The sequence below is a fragment of the Streptomyces sp. NBC_01481 genome, assembly GCF_026339995.1.
Taxonomy (GTDB): Bacteria; Actinomycetota; Actinomycetes; order Streptomycetales; family Streptomycetaceae; genus Streptomyces.
On the sequence record NZ_JAPEPT010000001.1, the window covers coordinates 2,025,802 to 2,044,939 of the forward strand.

General features: G+C 70.7%; 15 protein-coding genes. 9 read left to right on the forward strand and 6 right to left on the reverse strand.

Features of this window, described 5'->3' with window-relative positions:
* Positions 1–11: 11 nt before the first annotated feature.
* Positions 12–671, forward strand: coding sequence for a hypothetical protein (locus OOK40_RS09380; protein WP_266478218.1), 660 nt, complete (start codon positions 12–14; stop codon positions 669–671).
* A 97-nt stretch (positions 672–768) separates the two neighbouring features.
* Here OOK40_RS09380 and OOK40_RS09385 read toward each other — a convergent pair whose 3' ends face one another.
* Together OOK40_RS09385 and OOK40_RS09390 are read right to left on the reverse strand one after the other, a co-directional pair.
* A complete protein-coding gene (locus tag OOK40_RS09385) occupies positions 769–2,895 on the reverse strand; it encodes an ATP-dependent RecD-like DNA helicase (protein ID WP_266478220.1) in 2,127 nt (708 codons plus the stop codon).
* The gene (locus OOK40_RS09390) at positions 2,892–3,875 is read right to left on the reverse strand and encodes an aldo/keto reductase (RefSeq protein WP_266478222.1); all 984 of its coding nucleotides are present in this window, start codon (positions 3,873–3,875) and stop codon (positions 2,892–2,894) included. Before OOK40_RS09390 ends, OOK40_RS09385 begins: the two co-directional genes overlap by 4 nt.
* Positions 3,876–4,004: 129 nt before the next feature.
* Here OOK40_RS09390 and OOK40_RS09395 point away from each other — a divergent pair, with 129 nt between their 5' ends.
* Together OOK40_RS09395 and OOK40_RS09400 are read left to right on the forward strand one after the other, a co-directional pair.
* Positions 4,005–5,054 carry an LLM class F420-dependent oxidoreductase gene (locus tag OOK40_RS09395; RefSeq protein ID WP_266478225.1) on the forward strand — a complete coding sequence of 350 codons (1,050 nt, stop codon included), beginning with the start codon at positions 4,005–4,007 and terminating at the stop codon, positions 5,052–5,054.
* 270 nt (positions 5,055–5,324) lie between these two features.
* Positions 5,325–6,110, forward strand: coding sequence for a ferritin-like domain-containing protein (locus tag OOK40_RS09400; protein ID WP_266478227.1), 786 nt, complete (start codon positions 5,325–5,327; stop codon positions 6,108–6,110).
* Between the two features lie 14 nt (positions 6,111–6,124).
* Here OOK40_RS09400 and corA read toward each other — a convergent pair whose 3' ends face one another.
* The gene (corA, locus tag OOK40_RS09405) at positions 6,125–7,108 is read right to left on the reverse strand and encodes a magnesium/cobalt transporter CorA (RefSeq protein ID WP_266478230.1); all 984 of its coding nucleotides are present in this window, start codon (positions 7,106–7,108) and stop codon (positions 6,125–6,127) included.
* A gap of 67 nt (positions 7,109–7,175) precedes the next feature.
* Between corA and OOK40_RS09410 the strand changes: the two genes are divergently transcribed.
* From OOK40_RS09410 to OOK40_RS09430, 5 genes are all read left to right on the forward strand, one after another.
* Complete coding sequence (locus tag OOK40_RS09410) at positions 7,176–7,862, forward strand: histidine phosphatase family protein (protein WP_266478232.1); 687 nt, start codon at positions 7,176–7,178, stop codon at positions 7,860–7,862.
* 94 nt (positions 7,863–7,956) lie between these two features.
* Positions 7,957–8,547 (forward strand): DUF3090 domain-containing protein, encoded by a 591-nt coding sequence (locus tag OOK40_RS09415; protein WP_266478233.1) that lies wholly within the window; start codon positions 7,957–7,959, stop codon positions 8,545–8,547.
* Entirely contained in the window at positions 8,511–9,329 is an 819-nt protein-coding gene (locus OOK40_RS09420) for an SCO1664 family protein (RefSeq protein WP_266478235.1), read from the forward strand. The genes OOK40_RS09415 and OOK40_RS09420 overlap by 37 nt, the downstream gene beginning before the upstream one ends.
* Positions 9,330–9,851: 522 nt before the next feature.
* Entirely contained in the window at positions 9,852–11,081 is a 1,230-nt protein-coding gene (mshC, locus tag OOK40_RS09425) for a cysteine--1-D-myo-inosityl 2-amino-2-deoxy-alpha-D-glucopyranoside ligase (protein WP_266478237.1), read from the forward strand.
* A 94-nt stretch (positions 11,082–11,175) separates the two neighbouring features.
* Entirely contained in the window at positions 11,176–14,220 is a 3,045-nt protein-coding gene (locus tag OOK40_RS09430) for an NPCBM/NEW2 domain-containing protein (protein WP_266478239.1), read from the forward strand.
* Positions 14,221–14,293: 73 nt separating this feature from the next.
* Here OOK40_RS09430 and OOK40_RS09435 read toward each other — a convergent pair whose 3' ends face one another.
* Together OOK40_RS09435 and OOK40_RS09440 are read right to left on the reverse strand one after the other, a co-directional pair.
* Entirely contained in the window at positions 14,294–14,773 is a 480-nt protein-coding gene (locus OOK40_RS09435) for a hypothetical protein (protein ID WP_266478244.1), read from the reverse strand.
* A gap of 62 nt (positions 14,774–14,835) precedes the next feature.
* The gene (locus OOK40_RS09440) at positions 14,836–16,608 is read right to left on the reverse strand and encodes a S8 family peptidase (protein WP_266478246.1); all 1,773 of its coding nucleotides are present in this window, start codon (positions 16,606–16,608) and stop codon (positions 14,836–14,838) included.
* Between the two features lie 271 nt (positions 16,609–16,879).
* Between OOK40_RS09440 and OOK40_RS09445 the strand changes: the two genes are divergently transcribed.
* Positions 16,880–17,845 carry a superoxide dismutase gene (locus OOK40_RS09445; protein ID WP_266478248.1) on the forward strand — a complete coding sequence of 322 codons (966 nt, stop codon included), beginning with the start codon at positions 16,880–16,882 and terminating at the stop codon, positions 17,843–17,845.
* A 79-nt stretch (positions 17,846–17,924) separates the two neighbouring features.
* Here the strand turns inward: OOK40_RS09445 and OOK40_RS09450 are convergent, their stop codons facing one another.
* On the reverse strand, positions 17,925–18,917 hold the full coding sequence (locus OOK40_RS09450; RefSeq protein WP_266478250.1) for a PAC2 family protein: 993 nt from the start codon (positions 18,915–18,917) through the stop codon (positions 17,925–17,927).
* Between the last annotated feature and the right edge of the window lie 221 nt (positions 18,918–19,138).

Here is a 19,138-nt window from a genome sequence, read left to right on the forward strand (position 1 = left end):
GCGTCTGCACTATGTCTGATGCTGCGCAGCCCACCGCTGCCGAGGTACGCGCCGCCGCCGAGGCGGTCAAAGCCGCACTGGACCGTCACCTCGCGGCGGTCGAGAACCGCTCGGGTGAGGACGACCCGGCCGTTTACGACGCGTTCAACATCCTTGCCGCGGCGGCGGAGGCGTACGACGAACGCCTCTATGACCGCTATGACGAGGTGACGCCGTTCGAGATCCCGGGCGCGGACGACTCGCTTCCGCCGTACGCGGGCCCCGAGGAGCCGAACGCGCTCAGTGTGCTGATCCGCCGGGACTACGCGGTGGTCGAGCCACAGCGGCTGCTCGCACAGGCACAACGCATCGCCGATCTGGACCCCGAGGAGGACCGCTCGGAAGATGCGCCGGTGGTCGGCACGAGCGTGCACGCGGCGCTCGGCGTGCTCTTCGGGGAGTACGAACCGGATGAAATCGGCTCCCGGCACAAGGAGTTCGGCCTGGAGGAGGGCGACTCCACGCTGTGGGTGTCGGCCGCGGACGATCTTCCGGAGCCCGGGGAGTGGCTGAGTACGCCCTTCGATCAGGCGGACCCGCAGCGGGTCGTGTGCCGCTTCGACGTCAGCTCGGTCTTCGACGAGGACGAGCTGGGCGAGGGGATGGACGACCTCGACGAGTCGGAGTCCTGACCGGGGCCGGTCGGTTTGATCTTCAACGCGGGCCCCAGGCGCATCTCAGCGGCGGGGGCCTCGCGCCTTTCTGCCTGCGGTTCGGCGCCGGATGCGCCTACGGATTCGGTTCCGGGGCGAGCAGACCTTCGAGCAGCGGCCGCAGCCGGGTCGTACGGTCCTGGGACGGGATCTCCGCCACCGCACGCGGCAGCGCCTGGTCCACGCCGTGCACCACCGACAGATGACGCTCGCCACGGCTGAACGCGGTGTAGACCCACGGCCGGCTCAGCCCCTGCGCCGCGTCGCCCGGCAGCACGACCACCGCCGCGGGCCAGCGCATCCCGGCTGCCTGGTGCGCGGTGAGCGCCCAGCCGTGGCGCACGCCCGACTCGACCCGCTCCTTCGGTACGACGACGGGCGTGCCCTCGCAGTCCAGGTGCAGGCCGTCCGCGTCCGCCGAGAGGACGGTGCCGGGAAGCGTCCGGCCGAGCGCCGGGGCGTAGGCCACTCGGTCGCCCGGGTCGAAGCCGCCGAACCGGCCGGGACCGGGGTTCAGCCGCTCCTTGAGGGCCGCGTTGAGCGCGCGGGTGCCCGCGGAGCCGCCGTGCCCGACGGTGATGACCTGGGTCTGCTCGGTCGGCACCCCGATGGCCCGGGGCACCGAGTCGGCGACGAGCTGGACCGTACGGTGGACCGCCTCGCCCGCGTCGTGCACCGGGACGATGACGACCTCCTTGCCGGGCGCCTCCACCTGGTTCAGCTCGCCGATCCCGATGCCCGAGACCAGTTCCCCGATCGGGCCGGGATCCGGCGTGCGCGAGGCGATCTGCGGGCACACCCCGGCCGCCAGCACATCGGCGAACACCCGGCCCGCGCCCGCCGACCACAGCACACCGGGATCGCCGCTCAGCACCAGACGGCTCCCGTCCGGCATCGACTCGACCAGCATCGCGGCGGTCTCCACATCGAGCTGCGGCGCGTCCAGCACCACCAGGAGGTCGAGTGCGAAGGCCCCGTCCGCGTCCCTGCCCGGTCCCTGAGAACCCGAGATCAGCCCGTCGAACGTGACTGCGTCGTTGCCGAGCCGCCTGCTGCCGTTCTCGCTGTGGACCGCGATCACCGCGCGCAGCCCCAGCTCCGCGGCGGCCTCGGCCAGCGCGACCGGTTCGGCGCGCGCCGCCTCGCCTCCGGTGTGTACGACCAGACCGCTCACCGCGACCGCGCGGATCAGCTCGGTCGGCTCCGCCGCCTCCCATCGGGCGTCGGCGCCGGTCTTCGCCAGCCGCGCCAGGCCGTCCGCGAGGCTCTCCTCGGCGAGTGCGTAACGGTCGAGGCCCAACAGCACCGGCACTGCGGGCTGTTCGGACTCCGACTCCTCCCCGGCCTGCTCGATCTCCTCGACGCCGTCCTGGAAGACCAGTACGGCGCCCTCCGCGATGGCCTGCTGCAAGGCCTCGTCCGGATCCGGCACCGACCGCTCGGCCAGCGCAGCGCGGGCGGCCGACGATTCGAGCGCGGTGTGACCGTGCAGCGCCGCGCGCTCCAACTGCCAGCCGATCAGGGCCGTCGTGCGGCGCTCGTCCCCCGGGCCGCACTCGGCGCCGAGCAGCGCCCGGGCGAAACCGTCGGCCTGCTCCGGCCGCACACCGGGCACCGACAGCAGCCGCCACGGATCCTCGCGCAGGATCTCCGCGGCCTGCTCCCCGAGCGCCTGCGCGACCTGCCCCGCCAGCGCCTCGGGCGCACCGCCCTCGACAAGCACGGACCGCACGCCGTCGACGGTCTCCGGCGCGGTCGCCCGGGGCGCCCCGGCGGGCTCGGGAACCCGCGGCCGCACCGGCTCGGCCGCCGCGGGGGCGGGTCGCCTCGGCGCGGGTGCTGGGGAGTCGAAGAAAGCGGTGCCCGACTTCTCGCCGCTCTCCACCGCCCGTACCGCAGCGAGCAGATCGGCGGCCGTCCCGCTCAGCTTGGTGCCGGCCTCGATGGGAGCCGCCTTCTCGGCCTTGCGCTGCTCGATCCTGGCCCTCAACTCCCGCTGCGCGGCAAGCTCGGCCTCGGCCTCGGACAGCTCGGCTGCCTTCCCGGCGTCACCGTCGGCGGTGTCCGCCGTGTCTTCCTCGGGCGAGGCGGCCTCAGCGGTCTCGTCGGCGGCGGCGTCCGGGGCCTCGATGGCGTCCGCGGCCGCAGTGGCTTCAGCAGCCTCAGTGGCGTCCGCGGCCTCGGGCGCGTCCGGCTCGGTCACAGCGTGCTCCAGTCCTGGTCGGGATATCGGTGCACGGGCGCCGACACATCGTCGAGCGCCTGGCAGATCTCGTCAGGAAGACTAAGCGCCTCCACTGACAACGCGGCCGTGAGCTGCTGCGCATTGCGCGCGCCGACGATCGGCGCCACCACTCCCGGCCGGTCCCGCACCCACGCCAGCGCCACCTGGAGCGTCGTCGTCGCAAGCCCGTCCGCCGCCGTCGCCACCGCGTCCACGATGCTGCTCGCCGCCTCGTCGAGATACGGCTCCACGAACGGCGCCAACTGCTCCGAGGCGCCCCGCGAATCCGCCGGAGTGGCATGCCGGTACTTCCCCGTCAGTACCCCGCGGCCGAGCGGCGACGACGGCAGCAGACCGACCCCCAGGTCCAGCGCCGCGGGCAGCACCTCCCGCTCGACGCCCCGTTGCAGCAGGGAGTACTCCATCTGCGTACTCGCAAGTCGCGTGCGCACCCCGGGTGACGCAAGCTGCCAGGTCGCCGCCTTCGCCAGCTGCCAGCCACAGAAGTTCGACACGCCCGCATAGCGCGCACGCCCGCTGCTCACCGCGATGTCCAGCGCCTGGAGCGTCTCCTCCAGCGGGGTTTCCGGATCGAAGGCGTGGACCTGCCACAGATCCACATAGTCCGTACCGAGGCGCTCCAACGAGGCGTCCAGGGCTGCGAGGAGATGCCCGCGCGAGCCGTCGAAGCGCCGGTCCGGATCGGGCACGCTGCCCGCCTTGGTCGCGATGACCAGATCGCGCCTCGGCACGAGCCGCTCGACGAGCTGCCCCAGCAGATACTCGGCATCCCCGCCGCCGTACACATCGGCCGTGTCGACCAGCGTGCCGCCCGCCTCCCAGAACGCTTTCAACTGGTCGGCAGCGTCATGCTCGTCGGTGTCACGCCCCCATGTCAGGGTGCCGAGCCCGATCCGGGACACGCGCAGGCCGGTACGGCCGAGATGCCTCTGCTCCATGGCCGCGAGATTACTGGCCATCGGCCCACGCCGAGAGAGCCTGTGGACAACGTCCCTCTGCCGGATCGCCCGAACCCGCGCTAGAGTCCCCGGAACAGGGACGTTACTGATCAGTAAGAGGGAGCGGTTATGCGGCTCGGCATCAACCTCGGCTACTGGGGCGCGGGGATGGACAGCGACAATCTCGCCGTCGCCAAGGAGGCCGACCAGCTCGGCTACGACGTCTGCTGGGCCGCCGAGGCATACGGCTCCGACGCCCCCACCGTGCTCACCTGGGTCGCCGCGCAGACCGAGCGCATCGACGTCGGCTCGGCCATCATGCAGATCCCGGCCCGCCAGCCCGCCATGACCGCGATGACCGCGGCCACCCTCGACTCCCTCTCCGGCGGCCGCTTCCGCCTGGGCCTCGGCGTCTCGGGTCCGCAGGTCTCCGAGGGCTGGTACGGCATCAAGTTCGACAAGCCGCTCTCCCGCACCCGTGAGTACGTCGAGATCGTCCGCAGGGCGATGTCCCGCGAGCGCCTGTCGTACGAGGGCGAGCACTGGACGCTTCCGCTGCCGGACGGACCGGGCAAGCCGATCAAGCTCACCGTGCACCCGCAGCGTGAGCACATCCCGCTCTACATCGCCGCCATCGGTCCCAAGAACCTGGAGCAGACCGGCGAGATCGCGGACGGCGCGCTACTGATCTTCCCGTCCGCCGAGCACCTTGAGGACACCGCGATCAAGTACCTTCGGGCGGGCCGCGAGAAGGCCGGGCTGACGATGGAGGGCTTCGACGTCTGCCCGACGCTGCCGCTCGCGGTCGGCGACGACGTGGGCGGTCTGGCCGACATGTTCCGTCCCTACACCGCGCTGTACGTCGGCGGCATGGGCAGCCGCAAGCAGAACTTCTACAACCAGCTTGCGCAGCGCATGGGTTACGAGAAGGAAGCGGCCGAGATCCAGGACAAGTACCTGTCCGGCGACAAGGCGGGCGCGGCCACGGCGGTCCCGCACCAGCTGATCGACCAGACGACGCTGCTGGGCCCGGTGGAGCGGATCGCCGAGCGGATGCAGGCGTACGCGGCGGCCGGGGTCACGACGCTGACGCTCGCGCCGGCCGGCTTCACGCTCGACGAGCGCCTGACCGCCCTGCGGGCGGGTACGGAAGCGCTGGAGCGCGCGGGCCTGGCGTAACCCGGTCGGCCCCATGGGGCCGAGCAAGCCGGGCAATGCGAGTGTCGCCGTCGAGAAGCCCGCGGCCGTGGTGGGGGCTCGGGGGGTCTTCCCCGCCACGGCCGTCATGCAGCACAACGCCCGACATGCCTTCAGGGTTACTCCCCGAAGCCCCCTTCGTGTCGCGTACCGGTGTCGTCCGTTCGGCGGAGTTGTACGACTTACCTGTTGCCTCGCCTCCCGTACCGCATTTGACTCTTTATTTGCGGACATCTTCTTGGAGGTGCAGTGATGCTTTCGGCCCGAAGTCTTTTCCAGGAAATAGTCGACAGCGACGACGCATTCCAGCTCTTCTGCTCGATAGCCGCCAGCGGCGAGACGCAGGGCGGCTGGGAGAACGGCCGTATCGCCGCCCTCGTACCCGAAAGCATGCGTGCCCTCGCACCCAAGATCGCCCGGCACGGCGCCGACGAGGACAAGCACGGCAGACTCTTCAACGCCCTGCTCAAGAAGCGGGATCTTCAGCCGGTACCCGTCCCGCCCGAGACCGACTACACGATGCTGCTCGAGCAGCGTGGCATCGGACTGACCCACGAGAAGCTGCGCCGCGAGGAGCCGCTGACCGAGGAGGACATTGTCGTCTACCTCTCGCACAGCCGGGTCACCGAACAGCGGGCCGCGGACCAGATGGACATGCTGGTGAAGTACTTCGGCGACCACCCCGAGCTGGGCAAGGCCATCACCATGATCTGCAACGACGAGGACAACCATCTGGCGTACTGCCACGAGGAGTTGCTGCGTCTGGCCGCCGCGGGTCACGGCCGCACCATCCAGCGGGTCCTGCGCGAGAGCGCCCTCGCCGAGATCCAGGTCTACCGCGATGTCAGCCTCGCCGTGATGGACCACATGGGACGCGTGCTGCACTGGCCCAGGGCCAAGTCCGCCGCGCTGAGCGTGGCCATCCACGCGATGTACGGCTACGAACGCTTCGGCGGCTGGCACCGGATGGTCAGCCTGCGGATGCCGGACCGCCGGGGCGCGCTCGACGGTCCGCCGACGGCCGCCCCCGCCTTCTGACGGGCAGACAGGACCTACAGCCAGCCCCGCCGCTTGAACAGCCGGAAGAGGCCGTACACCGCACCGGCCATCAGCACCACGACCACCGGATACGCCCACACCCACCGCAGCTCGGGCATGTGGTCGAAGTTCATGCCGTAGATTCCCGCGACCATCGTTGGGACCGCGACCATGGCCGCCCACGCCGAGATCTTGCGCATGTCGTCGTTCTGCCGCACGCCCATCTGCGCGAGATGGGCGGACAGGACGTCCGACAGAAGCCGGTCCAGCCCCTCCACCTGCTCGTTCGCCCGCGTCAGATGGTCGTTGACGTCCCGGAAGAACGGCTGGGAGTGCTGATGGACGAACGGCACGCCCGCGCTCGCGAGACGAGCCATCGGAGCCGCCAGCGGCCCGGCGGCCCGGCGGAACTCCAGCACCTGCCGCTTGAAGGTGTAGATCCGCACCGCGCTGTTGCGCGCGCCGCCACCGACCGGCGCGAAGACCTCGGTCTCCAATTCCTCCAGGTCCACCTGGAGCTCGCCGACGACATCGATGTAGTGGTCGACGATCGCGTCGCTGATCGCGTACAGCACTGCCGTCGGGCCGTGCTTGAGAACCTCCGGCTCGGCCTCCAGACGCAGTCGTACGGCATGCAACGGCGAGCTCTCGCCGTGCCGCACGGTCACCACGAACGAGTCACCGATGAAGACCATCAGCTCGTCCGTGGTGACGGCGCCGCTCTCCGGCGCGTACACCACCGGCTTGAGGACCACGAACAGCGAATCGTCGTACACCTCGAGCTTGGGCCGCTGGTGGGCGTCCAGTGCGTCCTCCACCGCCAGCGGATGCAGCCCGAACTCCGCCGAGACATGGTCGAACTCCTTCTCCGTCGGCTCGTACAGACCGATCCAGAGGAAGGCGTCGCCTGTGGCCCGCGCCTCGGCCAGGGCATCGGAGAAGTCGGCCGGGCCCGGCGTTCGGCGCCCCGCGCGATAGATGGCGCAGTCCACGATCACGAAGGCATTCTTCCCCGCACACGGCCCAGGCGCACCCCTTGGCGCAGGTCGGCCTAGGCTGACGGGCATGGCCACGCTGATCCTCGTACGCCACGGACGCTCCACCGCCAACACCGCGGGGGTGCTCGCCGGCTGGACCCCCGGTGTCTTCCTCGACCAGCGCGGCGCCGCGCAGGCCGCCGAGCTGCCCGGACGCCTCGCCGATGTGCCGCTCGCCGCGGCCGTCAGCAGCCCGCTGGAGCGCTGTGTGCAGACGCTGCGGCCCCTCCTCGACGCCCGGCCCGGACTGGAGCTGCAGACCGACGAGCGGATCGGCGAGTGCCACTACGGCGACTGGTCCGGCCGCAAGCTCGCCGAGCTCTCCGACGAGCCGCTGATGGAGGTCGTGCAGCAGCACCCGTCGGCGGCGGAGTTTCCCGGCGGAGAATCGATGCGGGCGATGCAGGCGCGGGCCGTCGACGCCGTACGCGACTGGAACGCGCGCGTGGAGGCCGCGCACGGCGAGGACGCGGTGTATGTGATGTGCTCGCACGGCGACCTCATCAAGTCCCTGGTGGCGGACGCGCTGGGCATGCATCTCGACCTGTTCCAGCGGATTCATGTGGAGCCGTGTTCCGTCTCCGCGATCCGGTACACACGCACCCGCCCGTTTCTCCTGCGCCTCGGTGACACCGGGGACTTCGGCTCGCTGGTGCCGCGCGGGAACGGCGGTGGCGGGGCCGGAGTCGTCGGGGGCGGCGCGGGCGCCCCGTGATCGCTCCGCGCAGTAGGGTGGACGGGCCGAAAACCCGTATGCCCGCTCGATAACCTTCCGCAACCTTCCGCACTCGTCCCGAGGGAGACAGAACGTGTCCCGTCAGGTGTTCCTCTACGACCCGCCGGACCGGTTCGTGGCCGGTACGGTCGGGCTGCCTGGACGCCGTACGTTCTTCCTGCAGGCTTCGGCCGCAGGGCGCGTCACCAGCGTGGCCCTGGAGAAGACCCAGGTGGCCGCGCTCGCCGAGCGGATCGACGAGCTGCTGGACGAGGTGGTACGCCGCACCGGGGGCAATGCGCCGGTACCGGCCGTGGCGCCCGCCGACGTCTCGGACACGGCGCCGCTGGACGCTCCGGTCGAGGAGGAGTTCCGGGTCGGCACGATGGCGCTGGCCTGGGACGGCGAGGAACAGCGCATGATCGTCGAGGCGCAGGCGCTCGTCGAGCTGGACGCTGACTCAGAAGAGGACCTCGCCGAGGCCGAGGAGCGGCTGCTTCAGGACGAGGAGAACGGCCCGCCGATGCTGCGCGTCCGGCTGAGCGGTGCGCAGGCCAGGGCCTTCGCCAAACGCGCGCTGGACGTGGTCAACGCCGGCCGGCCGCCGTGCCCGCTGTGCAGCCTGCCGCTCGATCCGGAAGGACACGTATGCCCGCGCCAGAACGGATACCGCCGCGGAGTCTGACGGCACTCGATCTCCTCACCAAGGGGGAGCTCAAGGTGCGCGGACAGGTCCGTGAGGCGTCCAACGCGGTGCTGTACTGCTCCGTCTCGTACGAGGGCGAAGAGGCCCACTGCGTGTACAAACCGGTGGCCGGGGAGCGGCCGCTGTGGGACTTCCCCGACGGGACGCTCGCGCAGCGCGAGGTCGCGGCGTACGAGGTCTCCGAGGCGACGGGGTGGGGCCTGGTCCCGCCGACGGTCCTGCGGGACGGGCCGTACGGCGAGGGCATGGTCCAGCTCTGGATCGAGGCCGACCCCGAACAGTCCCTCCTCGCCCTGGTCGAGGACGAGGAGCCGGGCGAGGGCTGGAAGGCGGTCGGCTTCGCGGAGGTGGGCGAGGGGCGTACGGCGCTGCTGGTCCACGCGGACGACGTACGGCTGCGGCGGCTGGCCGTGCTGGACGCGGTGATCAACAACGGCGACCGCAAGGGCGGGCATCTGCTGCCGACGGCGGACGGTCATCTGTACGCGATCGACCACGGGGTCACGTTCAACGTGGACGACAAGCTGCGGACGCTGCTGTGGGGGTGGGCGGGGGATCAGCTCCCGGCGGACGCTCTGTCGGCACTGGCGTTCCTGTCGGACTCCCTGTCGGCGGACGGGCCGCTGGCCACCCGTCTGGCGCAACTGCTGACGGCGGCGGAGGTGGAGGCGCTGAGGGGACGGGTGGAGGAGCTGAGGGGGGCGGGGAGGCATCCGGTGCCGTCGGGGGAGTGGCCGGCGATTCCGTGGCCGCCGGTGTGAGGCGGGGGTTGTTCCCCCACCCCGCCCTCCCCCTACGGCCTGGCGGCCGTGGGAGGTACCCCCATCCCGAAACTGGGGGCAGGCCCCCAGGCCCCCCGACCGGGGGAGGGGGAACGTGGGGCCGGCGCCCCCACCTGCCCGAAGCGCCCGCTGCGCGGCGCGGGGTGGCCAACTGCAGCCACCCGGCAAGGGGGCCGTGGAGCGGGTGGAGTCGGGACGTAGAGCGTGATTTGTGGCGCAGGGACGCCCGCACCCCGCGGCACGCCAGAGACGCGCCGTAAATCATGCAGTCCCGGCTGCACCCCGGAGCGGACCCCAAACGGCGAGCCCACGGCACCGGGCAACCCCGGCACGGGCGCCAGACGGTCACCGACACCGCTGGCCCGTACCGCCGGACGGTCACCGACACCGCACCGGGCAACCCCGCAACCCGCACGGCCGGACGGTCACCGACACCGCACCGCGCAACCCCGACCCGACTCCGGGTCGTATGTGGAAGCGCCGTCCGGTTAGGCTCGTGTCATGCATGCCTGGCCCGCTTCTGAGGTCCCCGCCCTGCCTGGCAAGGGCCGCGACCTCCGGATCCACGACACCGCGACCGGTGGTCCTGTGACCCTCGACCCCGGTCCCGTCGCCCGTATCTACGTCTGCGGCATCACTCCGTACGACGCGACCCACATCGGTCACGCGGCTACCTACAACGCGTTCGACCTCGTTCAGCGCGTGTGGCTCGACAACAAGCGGCAGGTTCAGTACGTCCAGAACGTGACGGACGTCGACGACCCGCTCCTTGAGCGCGCCATCCGTGACGGGCACGACTGGACCGAGCTCGCCGAGCGCGAGACCGCGCTCTTCCGCGAGGACATGACCGCCCTGCGGATGCTTCCGCCCCAGCACTACATCGGCGCCGTCGAGGCGATACCCGGCATCGTGCCGCTCGTCGAGCGTCTTCGGGACGCCGGCGCCGCGTACGAGCTCGAAGGCGACGTGTACTTCTCGGTCGAGTCCGACCCGCACTTCGGTGAGGTTTCCCACTACGACGCCGACGTCATGAAGGCGCTGTCCGCCGAGCGCGGCGGCGACCCCGAGCGCCCCGGCAAGAAGAACCCGCTCGACCCGATGCTCTGGATGGCCGCCCGCGAGGGCGAGCCGAGTTGGGACGGCGGCAGCCTCGGCCGCGGGCGGCCCGGCTGGCACATCGAGTGCGTGGCCATCGCCCTTGACCACCTCGGCATGGGCTTCGATGTGCAGGGCGGCGGATCCGATCTCGCCTTCCCACACCACGAGATGGGCGCGTCGCACGCCCAGGCGCTCACCGGCGAGTACCCCTTCGCCAAGTCGTACGTCCACGCGGGCATGGTCGCCCTGAACGGCGAGAAGATGTCGAAGTCCAAGGGCAACCTGGTCTTCGTCTCCAAGCTGCGCCGCGACGGCGTGGACCCCGCCGCGATACGCCTCGCGCTCCTCTCGCACCACTACCGGGCCGACTGGGAGTGGACCGACGACGTGCTCCGGGACGCCGTGGAGCGGCTCGGCCGCTGGCGTGCGGCCGTGTCCCGGCCCGACGGGCCGTCCGCCGACGCGCTCGTCGAGGAGATCCGCGACGCCCTCGCGAACGACCTCGACGCCCCCGCCGCGCTCGCCGCCGTCGACCGCTGGGCCGCGCTCCAGCAGTCCGAAGGCGGTACGGACGAGGGCGCGCCCGGCCTCGTCTCGCGCGCCGTCGACGCCCTGCTGGGCGTAGCCCTGTAGACCCGCTCCGGCCGCTCCCGGGCTTCGATAAGTCCAGGAGCGGCCGGACACAAGTCCATGGTCATGTACGCGGCAACGCGTTACACACAGCGCCATGAGATCCCCAAAACGCTTCAGATCAGCGGTCGTTGCCGCGCTCCTCGGTCTGTTCGCCGCCCTTGTGCCGCAGGTCACGGGCGCACAGGCCGAACCGGCCGACACGACGGTCGGTGACGTCACCGGGTTCGCTCACGAGGGAGCCGTCTTCCGGCTGACCGCCGGCCGCGCCACCGCCCGCGTCAGTTTCGTCTCCGCCGAGACCTTCCGTATCGAACTCGCCCCGGACGGCGCCTTCACCGACCCCACGGGCACGGACATCGTCCTGCCCCAGGGTGCCCCGCCCGCGACGACCTGGCGCGACAGAGGCGACCGGTACGAACTCAGCACCTCCAAGGTCACATTGCGCGCGTACAAGTCGCCGCTCCGCTTCGCCCTGCACCGGGCCGACGGCACCCGGCTCTGGGCCGAGACCAAGGGCCTGACCTGGAACCAGGACAGGACCACCCAGACCCTGGCCCGGGGCGCCGAGGAGCAGTACTACGGCGCCGGAATGCAGAACGGCCGCGGCAACACCTCCCACCGCGGCAAGACCGTCGAGGTCGGCGTCGACTACAACTGGAACGACGGCGGGCATCCCAACTCCGTGCCGTTCTACGTCTCTTCGGCCGGTTACGGCGTCTACCGCAACACGTACGCGCCCAATACGTACGCCTTCGAAGACCCGGTGACGGCCACCGCCAAGGAACAGCGCTTCGACGCCTACTACTTCGCAGGCCCGAGCGCCAAGGACGTCATCGGCCAGTACACGAGGCTGACGGGCAAGCCCTTCATGCCGCCCGTCTACGGCCTCGAAATCGGCGACGCCGACTGCTACTTGCACAACGCCAACCGCGGCGAGCGCCACACCCTCGACGCCCTCAAGGTCGCCGACGGCTATGTCCAGAACGACATGCCCAACGGCTGGATGCTCGTCAACGACGGTTACGGGTGCGGCTACGAGAACCTGGCGGAGACCGGCCAGGGCCTCAGGGACCGCAAGATGCAGATGGGCCTGTGGACCGAGGACGGCATCGGCAAGCTCGCCGAGCAGGTCAAGGCGGGCCAGCGCGTCGCCAAACTCGATGTCGCCTGGGTCGGCGACGGCTACAAGTTCGCGCTCGACGGCTGCAAGGACGCGCACAAGGGGATCGAGGACAACAGCGACGCCCGCGGCTTCACCTGGGCGCCGGAGAGCTGGTCGGGAGCGCAGCGCTGCGGAGTGCAGTGGTCCGGCGACCAGTCGGGCAGCTGGGAGTACATCCGCTGGCAGATCCCGACCTACGCGGGCGCGAGCATGTCCGGTCTCGCGTACACCACAGGCGACGTGGACGGGATCTTCGGCGGCAGCCCCAAGACGTACACCCGCGATCTGCAGTGGAAGATGTTCCTGCCGGTCACGATGACCATGGACGGCTGGGCGGCCCACGACAAGCAGCCCTTCCGGTACGGCGAGCCGTACACCACCGTCAACCGCGGCTATCTCAAGCTGCACGAGTCCCTGCTCCCGTACATCTACTCCTACGCGCACGAGGCGACGAGCACGGGCGTGGGACTGGCCAGGCCGCTCGCGCTGGAGTACCCGGACGACCCCAAGGCGGCCACGGACGCGGCCAAGTACGAGTTCCTGAGCGGTGAGGACTTCCTGGTCGCGCCCGTCTACCAGGACGCCGTCAAGCGGGACGGGATCTATCTGCCCAAGGGCACCTGGATCGACTACTGGAGCGGACGGACCTACGAAGGGCCCGTCACCGTCGACGGCTACAGCGCGCCGCTCGACACACTGCCGCTCTTCGTGAAGGCCGGGGCGGCCGTCCCGATGTGGCCGGGCATTCGCTCGCACGCGGACCGCACCGCCGATTCCCCGCTCGCCTGGGACATCTACCCGCAGGGGCGCTCGTCCTTCACGATGTACGAGGACGACGGCGTCACGCGCGAGCACCGCGCGGGGAAGTACGCCACCCAGCGCGCCGACGTGGCCGCGCCGAGCAGCGGAGCCGGCGATGTGACCGTCCGGATCGGCGCGAGCCAGGGGCAGTTCACGGGCAAGCAGGCCACACGCCCGTACCGCTTCAGCGTCCACACCGGCGACGCGCCGAGCAGGGTCGCACTCGACGGCCGCTCGCTGCCGAGACTCAGCTCGAAGGCGGCGTACGACAAGGCCGCACAGGGCTGGTGGTACGACCAGGACGACCGCGGCGGAGTGGTGAACGTCAAGACGCCGTCCCTGCGCACCGACCGGAGCTTCGGTCTTGAGCTGAAGGACACCAGCGCCGTCGGCGGCGCGGTGGCCACAGCCGCCGCTGCCGTCGCCGTCCCGGCCGGTCAGGAGCTCGGCGCGGGCGTCGCGGGCACGGTCGCCGTCGACGTCACGGCGGGCACCCGGGACGCCACCGCGGTCCAGGTCTCGCTGAACGCCCCGGCGGGCTGGCAGGTGAGCCCGGCCCAGGCCGTGGACCGTATCCCGGCAGGGACCACCAGGCGCGTCGAGGTGGCCGTCACTCCGGCCAAGGACGCCATGCCCGGTGAGGCGACGCTGACTGCGCTCGCACGGCATCGGGCGGCGGGCGTCGACCGCACGTCACTTCAGCGGTTCGCGGTCGGGGTGATGCCGCGGCCGCCGGTCGCGGACGCATGGGCGAGCGATCTTCTCTGGCTCACCGCCGCCAACGGCTACGGTCCTGCCGAACGCGACCGCAGCAACGGCGAGTCGGGCGCGGCCGACGGGCACGTGCTGATCTTGGCGGGCACGACGTACGAGAAGGGAATCGGCGCCCACGCCGACTCCGACATCGAGGTCTATCTCGGGGGGCGCTGCACCGCGCTGACCGCCGATGTCGGCATCGACGACGAGATCAACGGCTATGGGGAGGTGGCCTTCTCGGTCGAGGCGGACGGCAAGGTGCTGTGGGCCTCGCCCAAGGTGACGGGCGCGTCGGCGACGGTACCGGTCGATGTGCCGCTCGTCGGGGCACGGCATGTCCGGCTGAAGGTCACCGACACGAACGGCTCCAAGACGGGCGACCACGGCGACTGGGCGGCGGCCCGCTTCAGCTGCGCATAGGTACGTGGCCGGAGCATGATCGGGCGCCGGGTGGTCCCTTGCCCACCCGGCGCCCTCTGTGCGGGAGTTGGCGCTACTGCTTGTTCACGATGACGGCCTGGATGACGTCGTTCGTCGACTCGTAGATCCCGATGACCTGCTGCCCGAAGGCGAAGGCCTCCTGGACCTGGTCATGCGTCACCGCGTTGGGGTTGACCAGACGGCGCCAGCCGTTGTTGATGAACAGGTAGAGGATGGACGGCTGGCCGGGCAGCGGGGTCACGACGTCCCAGAACTTCGTCGCGATACCGCTGGTGATGGCCTGGCTGTCGACCGCGCCCGGCAGCACCAGCGGCTGCTGCTGCTGGTGTTGCTGCCCGGCCAGCTGCTGGAGCAGGTGCTGGTAGGGCTGCTGCTGGCTGAGCTGCTGCATCTCCTGTGCGAGCGGGATGTGGCTCTGCTGGCTCTGGAGGCCCATCTGGGGCGGTGCCGTGCTCGCGCCCTGCTGCGCGTACTGCTGCTGTCCGTACTGCTGGCTCATGGTGCTGGGGTTCATCTGCGGGGTGGTGCTCATGCGATGTTCACCTTCCCTTTCGATTTCCTCCGGCGATTGCTCCGGCGGTTTCATCCGGCGGTTCATCCAGCGACGACCAGGCCCACGACCTCGTCGTCCGAGTACCAGACGCGAACGTCCGGCCGTCCCCCCGCGAAGGCGGCATGGACCGCCTGGCGGATGTCGGGGGCGGGGTGGTTGAGGTTGCGCCACGCGCCGGCCACGAACAGCCTCATGCGCGGCGGAAGTTCACGGGGATACGGCATCAGCTCGTCCCAGTACCGCTCCGCCCGGCCCGAGCCGACCGAGGCCGGGATCAGGTGGGTGACGGCGGACTTGATGTCGGGGCGGTTGCCGATCCGCTGCGAGGCGGGCCGCCCCGGGGCGTCCTGCTGTGGCGAACCGGTCCTGCGCAGGACCTCGCGCGCCTGCTCGGGGCTCATCGCGGCGAGCTGCGCCGCCCTGAGGATGCCCTGCAGGCAGGCAAGCGCGCCGACCACGACCGGCGAGGCGGACGAGGTGCCCGAGAAGGTGTCGGTGTACCAGGCGATCTCCTCGGCGCCGCCCTGGAGATCACCCGCCCGGTCCCAGAAACCGCCGGTCGTGGTGACCTCGCGGCCCCAGCCCTGGGCGTCGATGCGCGCCCCGTAGTTGGAGAACGCCAGCCGCGAGCGGTCGGGACCGTGGTCGCGGCCGTGCGTCCCGGGCGGGGGAGCGCCCGCTCCGACGAGGATCGCCCCGGACGACTGGTTCGACGGGTTGAAGGGGTTGCGCCACCACTCGGGGAACTCGTCGGGCCTGCGCTCGTACAGCGCGTCGTCCAGGCTCTCGGCGCCGTTGCCCGCCGCCTCGACGACCAGGATGCCCTTCTCGCTCGCCCAGCGGATCGCCGCGCAGTCGTCCGGCCACCACTCCAGCGCGATGTAGCCGCACTGGTCGTCGCGCTCCTCGAAGTCGAACCGCGGTCCCGGCCGGTGGAGTTCGACGAGCAGGATGTCGCCGGGGGAGAGCCTTTCGGCCGCCGCGTGGATGGCCGCGGCCGAGCCGGTGCCCTGGAACGAGGCGGCCGCGGTCACCGCCTCCGGCGCGATCCCGGTGATGCCCTTCTCGTCGCGGTCGCCGCCGATGACGCCGAGGACGGCTGTGCCGTGGTTGCGCCAGGCGACATCCTGGACCGGATTGCCGACGACGATGCCCGCGAGCCTGTCCGCCAGGTCCTCGTGGCCCAGCTGCCAGGCGCCCTCGACATCGACGACGGTGACACCCTGTCCGGAGCCGCCGGGACGCTGCCAGGACCAGTACGCGTCCACTCCTTCGGGCGCGGGCCGCAAGTAGCCCTGGCGGCCCGTGAAGTCGGGGGTCGCGGGCGCGCCCTCCTTGAGCCGCTTGGCCTCTTCCGTCAGGGCGGCCGGCGCCGGCGGGCCTTGTGGTGCCGTCCGTGCGGGCACGGCGCCGGGCTTGACGTACGCCGTCTCGATCTCGGGGAGGGCCGCCAGCCGGGCGGTCAGCTCCAGGGCCCGGTCGCCTCCGCCCCGTACGCGATAGAAGAGCGAGAGGTCCGGCATCGCGCCCCGTCCGGCCGGCCCGGAAGGCGGCGAGGGCAGGGCGGACCGGGTCCGCTCCTCATTGCCGAACAGCGGCTCCAGGGCGAGCTGTTCGTCGCTGAGGAACATGTTGAGGGCGGAGATGTCCGCCCCGGAGGCCGACCGAACGCGATCCGTGCCGGCGCGCAGCCGGGCCTCGGCCCGTGCGACGACGATCAGCTCCGGCTCGGCTCCTTGATAGGTGAATCCAGCTCCGTCGGGTCCAGGGCCCGTCGTTCCGGGGCCCTGACCTGGGAGTGCCTGATCGGTCATCGCGGTGACCGCTCCCTTCGGGTGCGTGCTCCGTGTCTGTGCCGGGTGCGTGCTCCGTGGCTGTGCTCCGTGCTGCCGGTGGCCACCCTGCTACCGACACCGCGGTACGTCCACCCGCTGAGCGAAATACGTTTGAATTCAAGCTGGTTGGGCAGCCCGTGCATTTCGGCTTGAAGGCGATGTCACGCCGCAATTCGGCCAAACACTGCAGGGTCGCGTGGTGTGTGCTGAGGTGAGAGCGTCTGTGGAACGTGTGTCGGAAGGACGCTCAATGAACGGTCCCTTAGCACGTCGAAGAGTTCTCGGGGCGGTCGCAGCCCTCGGCGGCGCGGCTCTGCTCGCCCCTCTGGAAGGGGTGGCGCGCGCGGCCGAATCCACCGGGGCGCGATGGCCCGCCCAATTCCCCTTGCCGAATGGCTTTCAGCCCGAGGGCATCACCATCGGAAAGAGTCCCTGTGCCTATTTCGGATCGATAGCGAACGGCGACATCTACCGAGCGAGCCTGGCCACGGGCCGTGGACGAGTCATCAGCCAGGGCGGCGGCGCCGCTCACCCCGTGATCGGACTGAAAATCGACCGGCGCGAGCGCCTGCTGTTCCTCAGCGGCGGCCCGAGCCGGGAGATCCGGGTCGCCGATGTCCGCTCGGGGAAGCTGCTGAAGACCTTTACCGTCGGCTCGGCTTCCACCTTCGTCAACGACGTGATCCTCATGCCGGGCGCCGCTTGGTTCACGGATTCGTTCGCACCGCAGATCTACCGGCTTCCACTGGACCGGCACGGCGATCCCGGTGACACGGTGACCACCGTCCCGCTGACCGGCGACTGGCAGCAGGGCCCGAGCTTCACGGCAAACGGCATCGAGCGCACACCGGACGGCAGCGCGCTGCTGTTGGTCAACGCCTTTGCCGGCGGCGGCGGTCTGATGCGCGTCGACCCGCGCACAGGAGTCGCCCGCAGCGTCGACATCGGCGACACCAAACTCCCCAACGGGGACGGCCTGTTACTGCTCGGCCGCACGCTCTATGTCGTACAGCAGCAGCAGAACGCCATCGACGTGCTGCGGCTCAACGAGTCCGGCACCCGAGGCAGGGCGATCGCGCGCATCACCGATCCACGCTTCAAGATCCCCACCACGGCTGCCGCCTGGGGCGACAGGGTCTATCTGCCCAACGCCCGCTTCGATGTGGAGCCCACACCCGACACGACATACGACGCCGTAGCGGTGGATCAGGTCTGAGCCGTACGGAGCTCACGAGAGCGGGGCGGCACCGATGAGGTGCCGCCCCGCTTCTCATGTCCGTGCCCCAGTGCCGTACTCAGTCCTCCGACGAGTCGTCCTCGTCGCCGGTATCGCCTTCCGCGTCGGCCCCGGGCTCCGCACGGGGCGGCATCGGCGGACGGGTGCGCCCGCTGGAGGTGTCGCGCAGATACGAACCGCCCTCGCCGCCGTCGGTCGCATGCCCCGGACCGCCGTCGCGCCGCCGCAGATACCGTTCGAATTCGCGGGCGATCGCCTCGCCCGTGGCCTCCGGAAGCTCCGCGGTGTCCCGAGCCTCCTCCAGCGTCTGGACGTACTCCGCCACTTCGCTGTCCTCGGCGGCCAGTTGGTCCACGCCGAGCTGCCACGCCCGGGCGTCCTCGGCCAGTTCGCCCAGCGGGATCCGCAGACCGATCAGGTCTTCCAGGCGGTTGAGCAGCGCCAGCGTCGCCTTGGGATTGGGCGGCTGCGACACATAGTGCGGCACCGCGGCCCACAGGCTCACCGCCGGAACACCCGCGTGGGTGCAGGCCTCCTGGAGAATGCCGACGATCCCGGTCGGACCCTCGTATCTGGTCTCCTCCAGATCCATGGTCCTGGCCAGGTCCGGGTCCGAGGTGATCCCGCTGACCGGCACCGGCCGGGTGTGCGGGGTGTCGCCGAGCAGAGCGCCCAGAATCACCACCATCTCGACGCCCAGCTCATGGGCGAAGCCCAGAATCTCGTTGCAGAACGAGCGCCAGCGCATGGACGGCTCGATGCCGCGTACGAGCACCAGGTCGCGCGGCTTGTCGCCGCCGATGCGGACCACGGAGAGCCGGGTGGTGGGCCAGGTGATCTTCCGTACCCCGCCGTCCAGCCACACGGTGGGACGGTTGACCTGGAAGTCGTAGTAGTCCTCGGCGTCGAGCGCCGCGAACACCTCGCCCTTCCACTCCCGGTCCAGGTGTGCGACCGCGGTGGAGGCAGCGTCGCCGGCGTCGTTCCAGCCCTCGAACGCGGCCACCATGACCGGGTCGATCAGCTCGGGTACCCCCTCGAGCTCGATCACCCAGTGCCTCCCTTCCGAAGTTCCCTTGTCTACGCCCCAACCTTACGGCTTACCGGGTGCCCGGCCGCAGCCCCCGTGCACGGCAGGGTGAACTTCCGCTCTATCGGGCATACGTCGGAGAACCCCCGTACTCACCCCTCGATTCATCCGAGCTGTGCACGAGAAACTTGGTCCCGGACCTGGACGATGGCCCGTGAGCGGCGTTATACATCGGATGACCG

Excerpts from the sequence above, each read along its gene's own strand:
- mshC (WP_266478237.1), top strand. The coding sequence starts at position 9,852 with ATGCATGCCTGGCCCGCTTCTGAGGTCCCCGCCCTGCCTGGCAAGGGC.
- OOK40_RS09410 (WP_266478232.1), top strand. The coding sequence starts at position 7,176 with ATGGCCACGCTGATCCTCGTACGCCACGGACGCTCCACCGCCAACACC.
- OOK40_RS09420 (WP_266478235.1), top strand. The coding sequence starts at position 8,511 with ATGCCCGCGCCAGAACGGATACCGCCGCGGAGTCTGACGGCACTCGAT.
- OOK40_RS09395 (WP_266478225.1), top strand. The coding sequence starts at position 4,005 with ATGCGGCTCGGCATCAACCTCGGCTACTGGGGCGCGGGGATGGACAGC.
- OOK40_RS09390 (WP_266478222.1), bottom strand. The coding sequence starts at position 3,875 with ATGGAGCAGAGGCATCTCGGCCGTACCGGCCTGCGCGTGTCCCGGATC.
- OOK40_RS09440 (WP_266478246.1), bottom strand. The coding sequence starts at position 16,608 with ATGACCGATCAGGCACTCCCAGGTCAGGGCCCCGGAACGACGGGCCCT.
- OOK40_RS09435 (WP_266478244.1), bottom strand. The coding sequence starts at position 14,773 with ATGAGCACCACCCCGCAGATGAACCCCAGCACCATGAGCCAGCAGTAC.
- OOK40_RS09400 (WP_266478227.1), top strand. The coding sequence starts at position 5,325 with ATGCTTTCGGCCCGAAGTCTTTTCCAGGAAATAGTCGACAGCGACGAC.
- OOK40_RS09380 (WP_266478218.1), top strand. The coding sequence starts at position 12 with ATGTCTGATGCTGCGCAGCCCACCGCTGCCGAGGTACGCGCCGCCGCC.
- OOK40_RS09445 (WP_266478248.1), top strand. The coding sequence starts at position 16,880 with ATGAACGGTCCCTTAGCACGTCGAAGAGTTCTCGGGGCGGTCGCAGCC.
- OOK40_RS09430 (WP_266478239.1), top strand. The coding sequence starts at position 11,176 with ATGAGATCCCCAAAACGCTTCAGATCAGCGGTCGTTGCCGCGCTCCTC.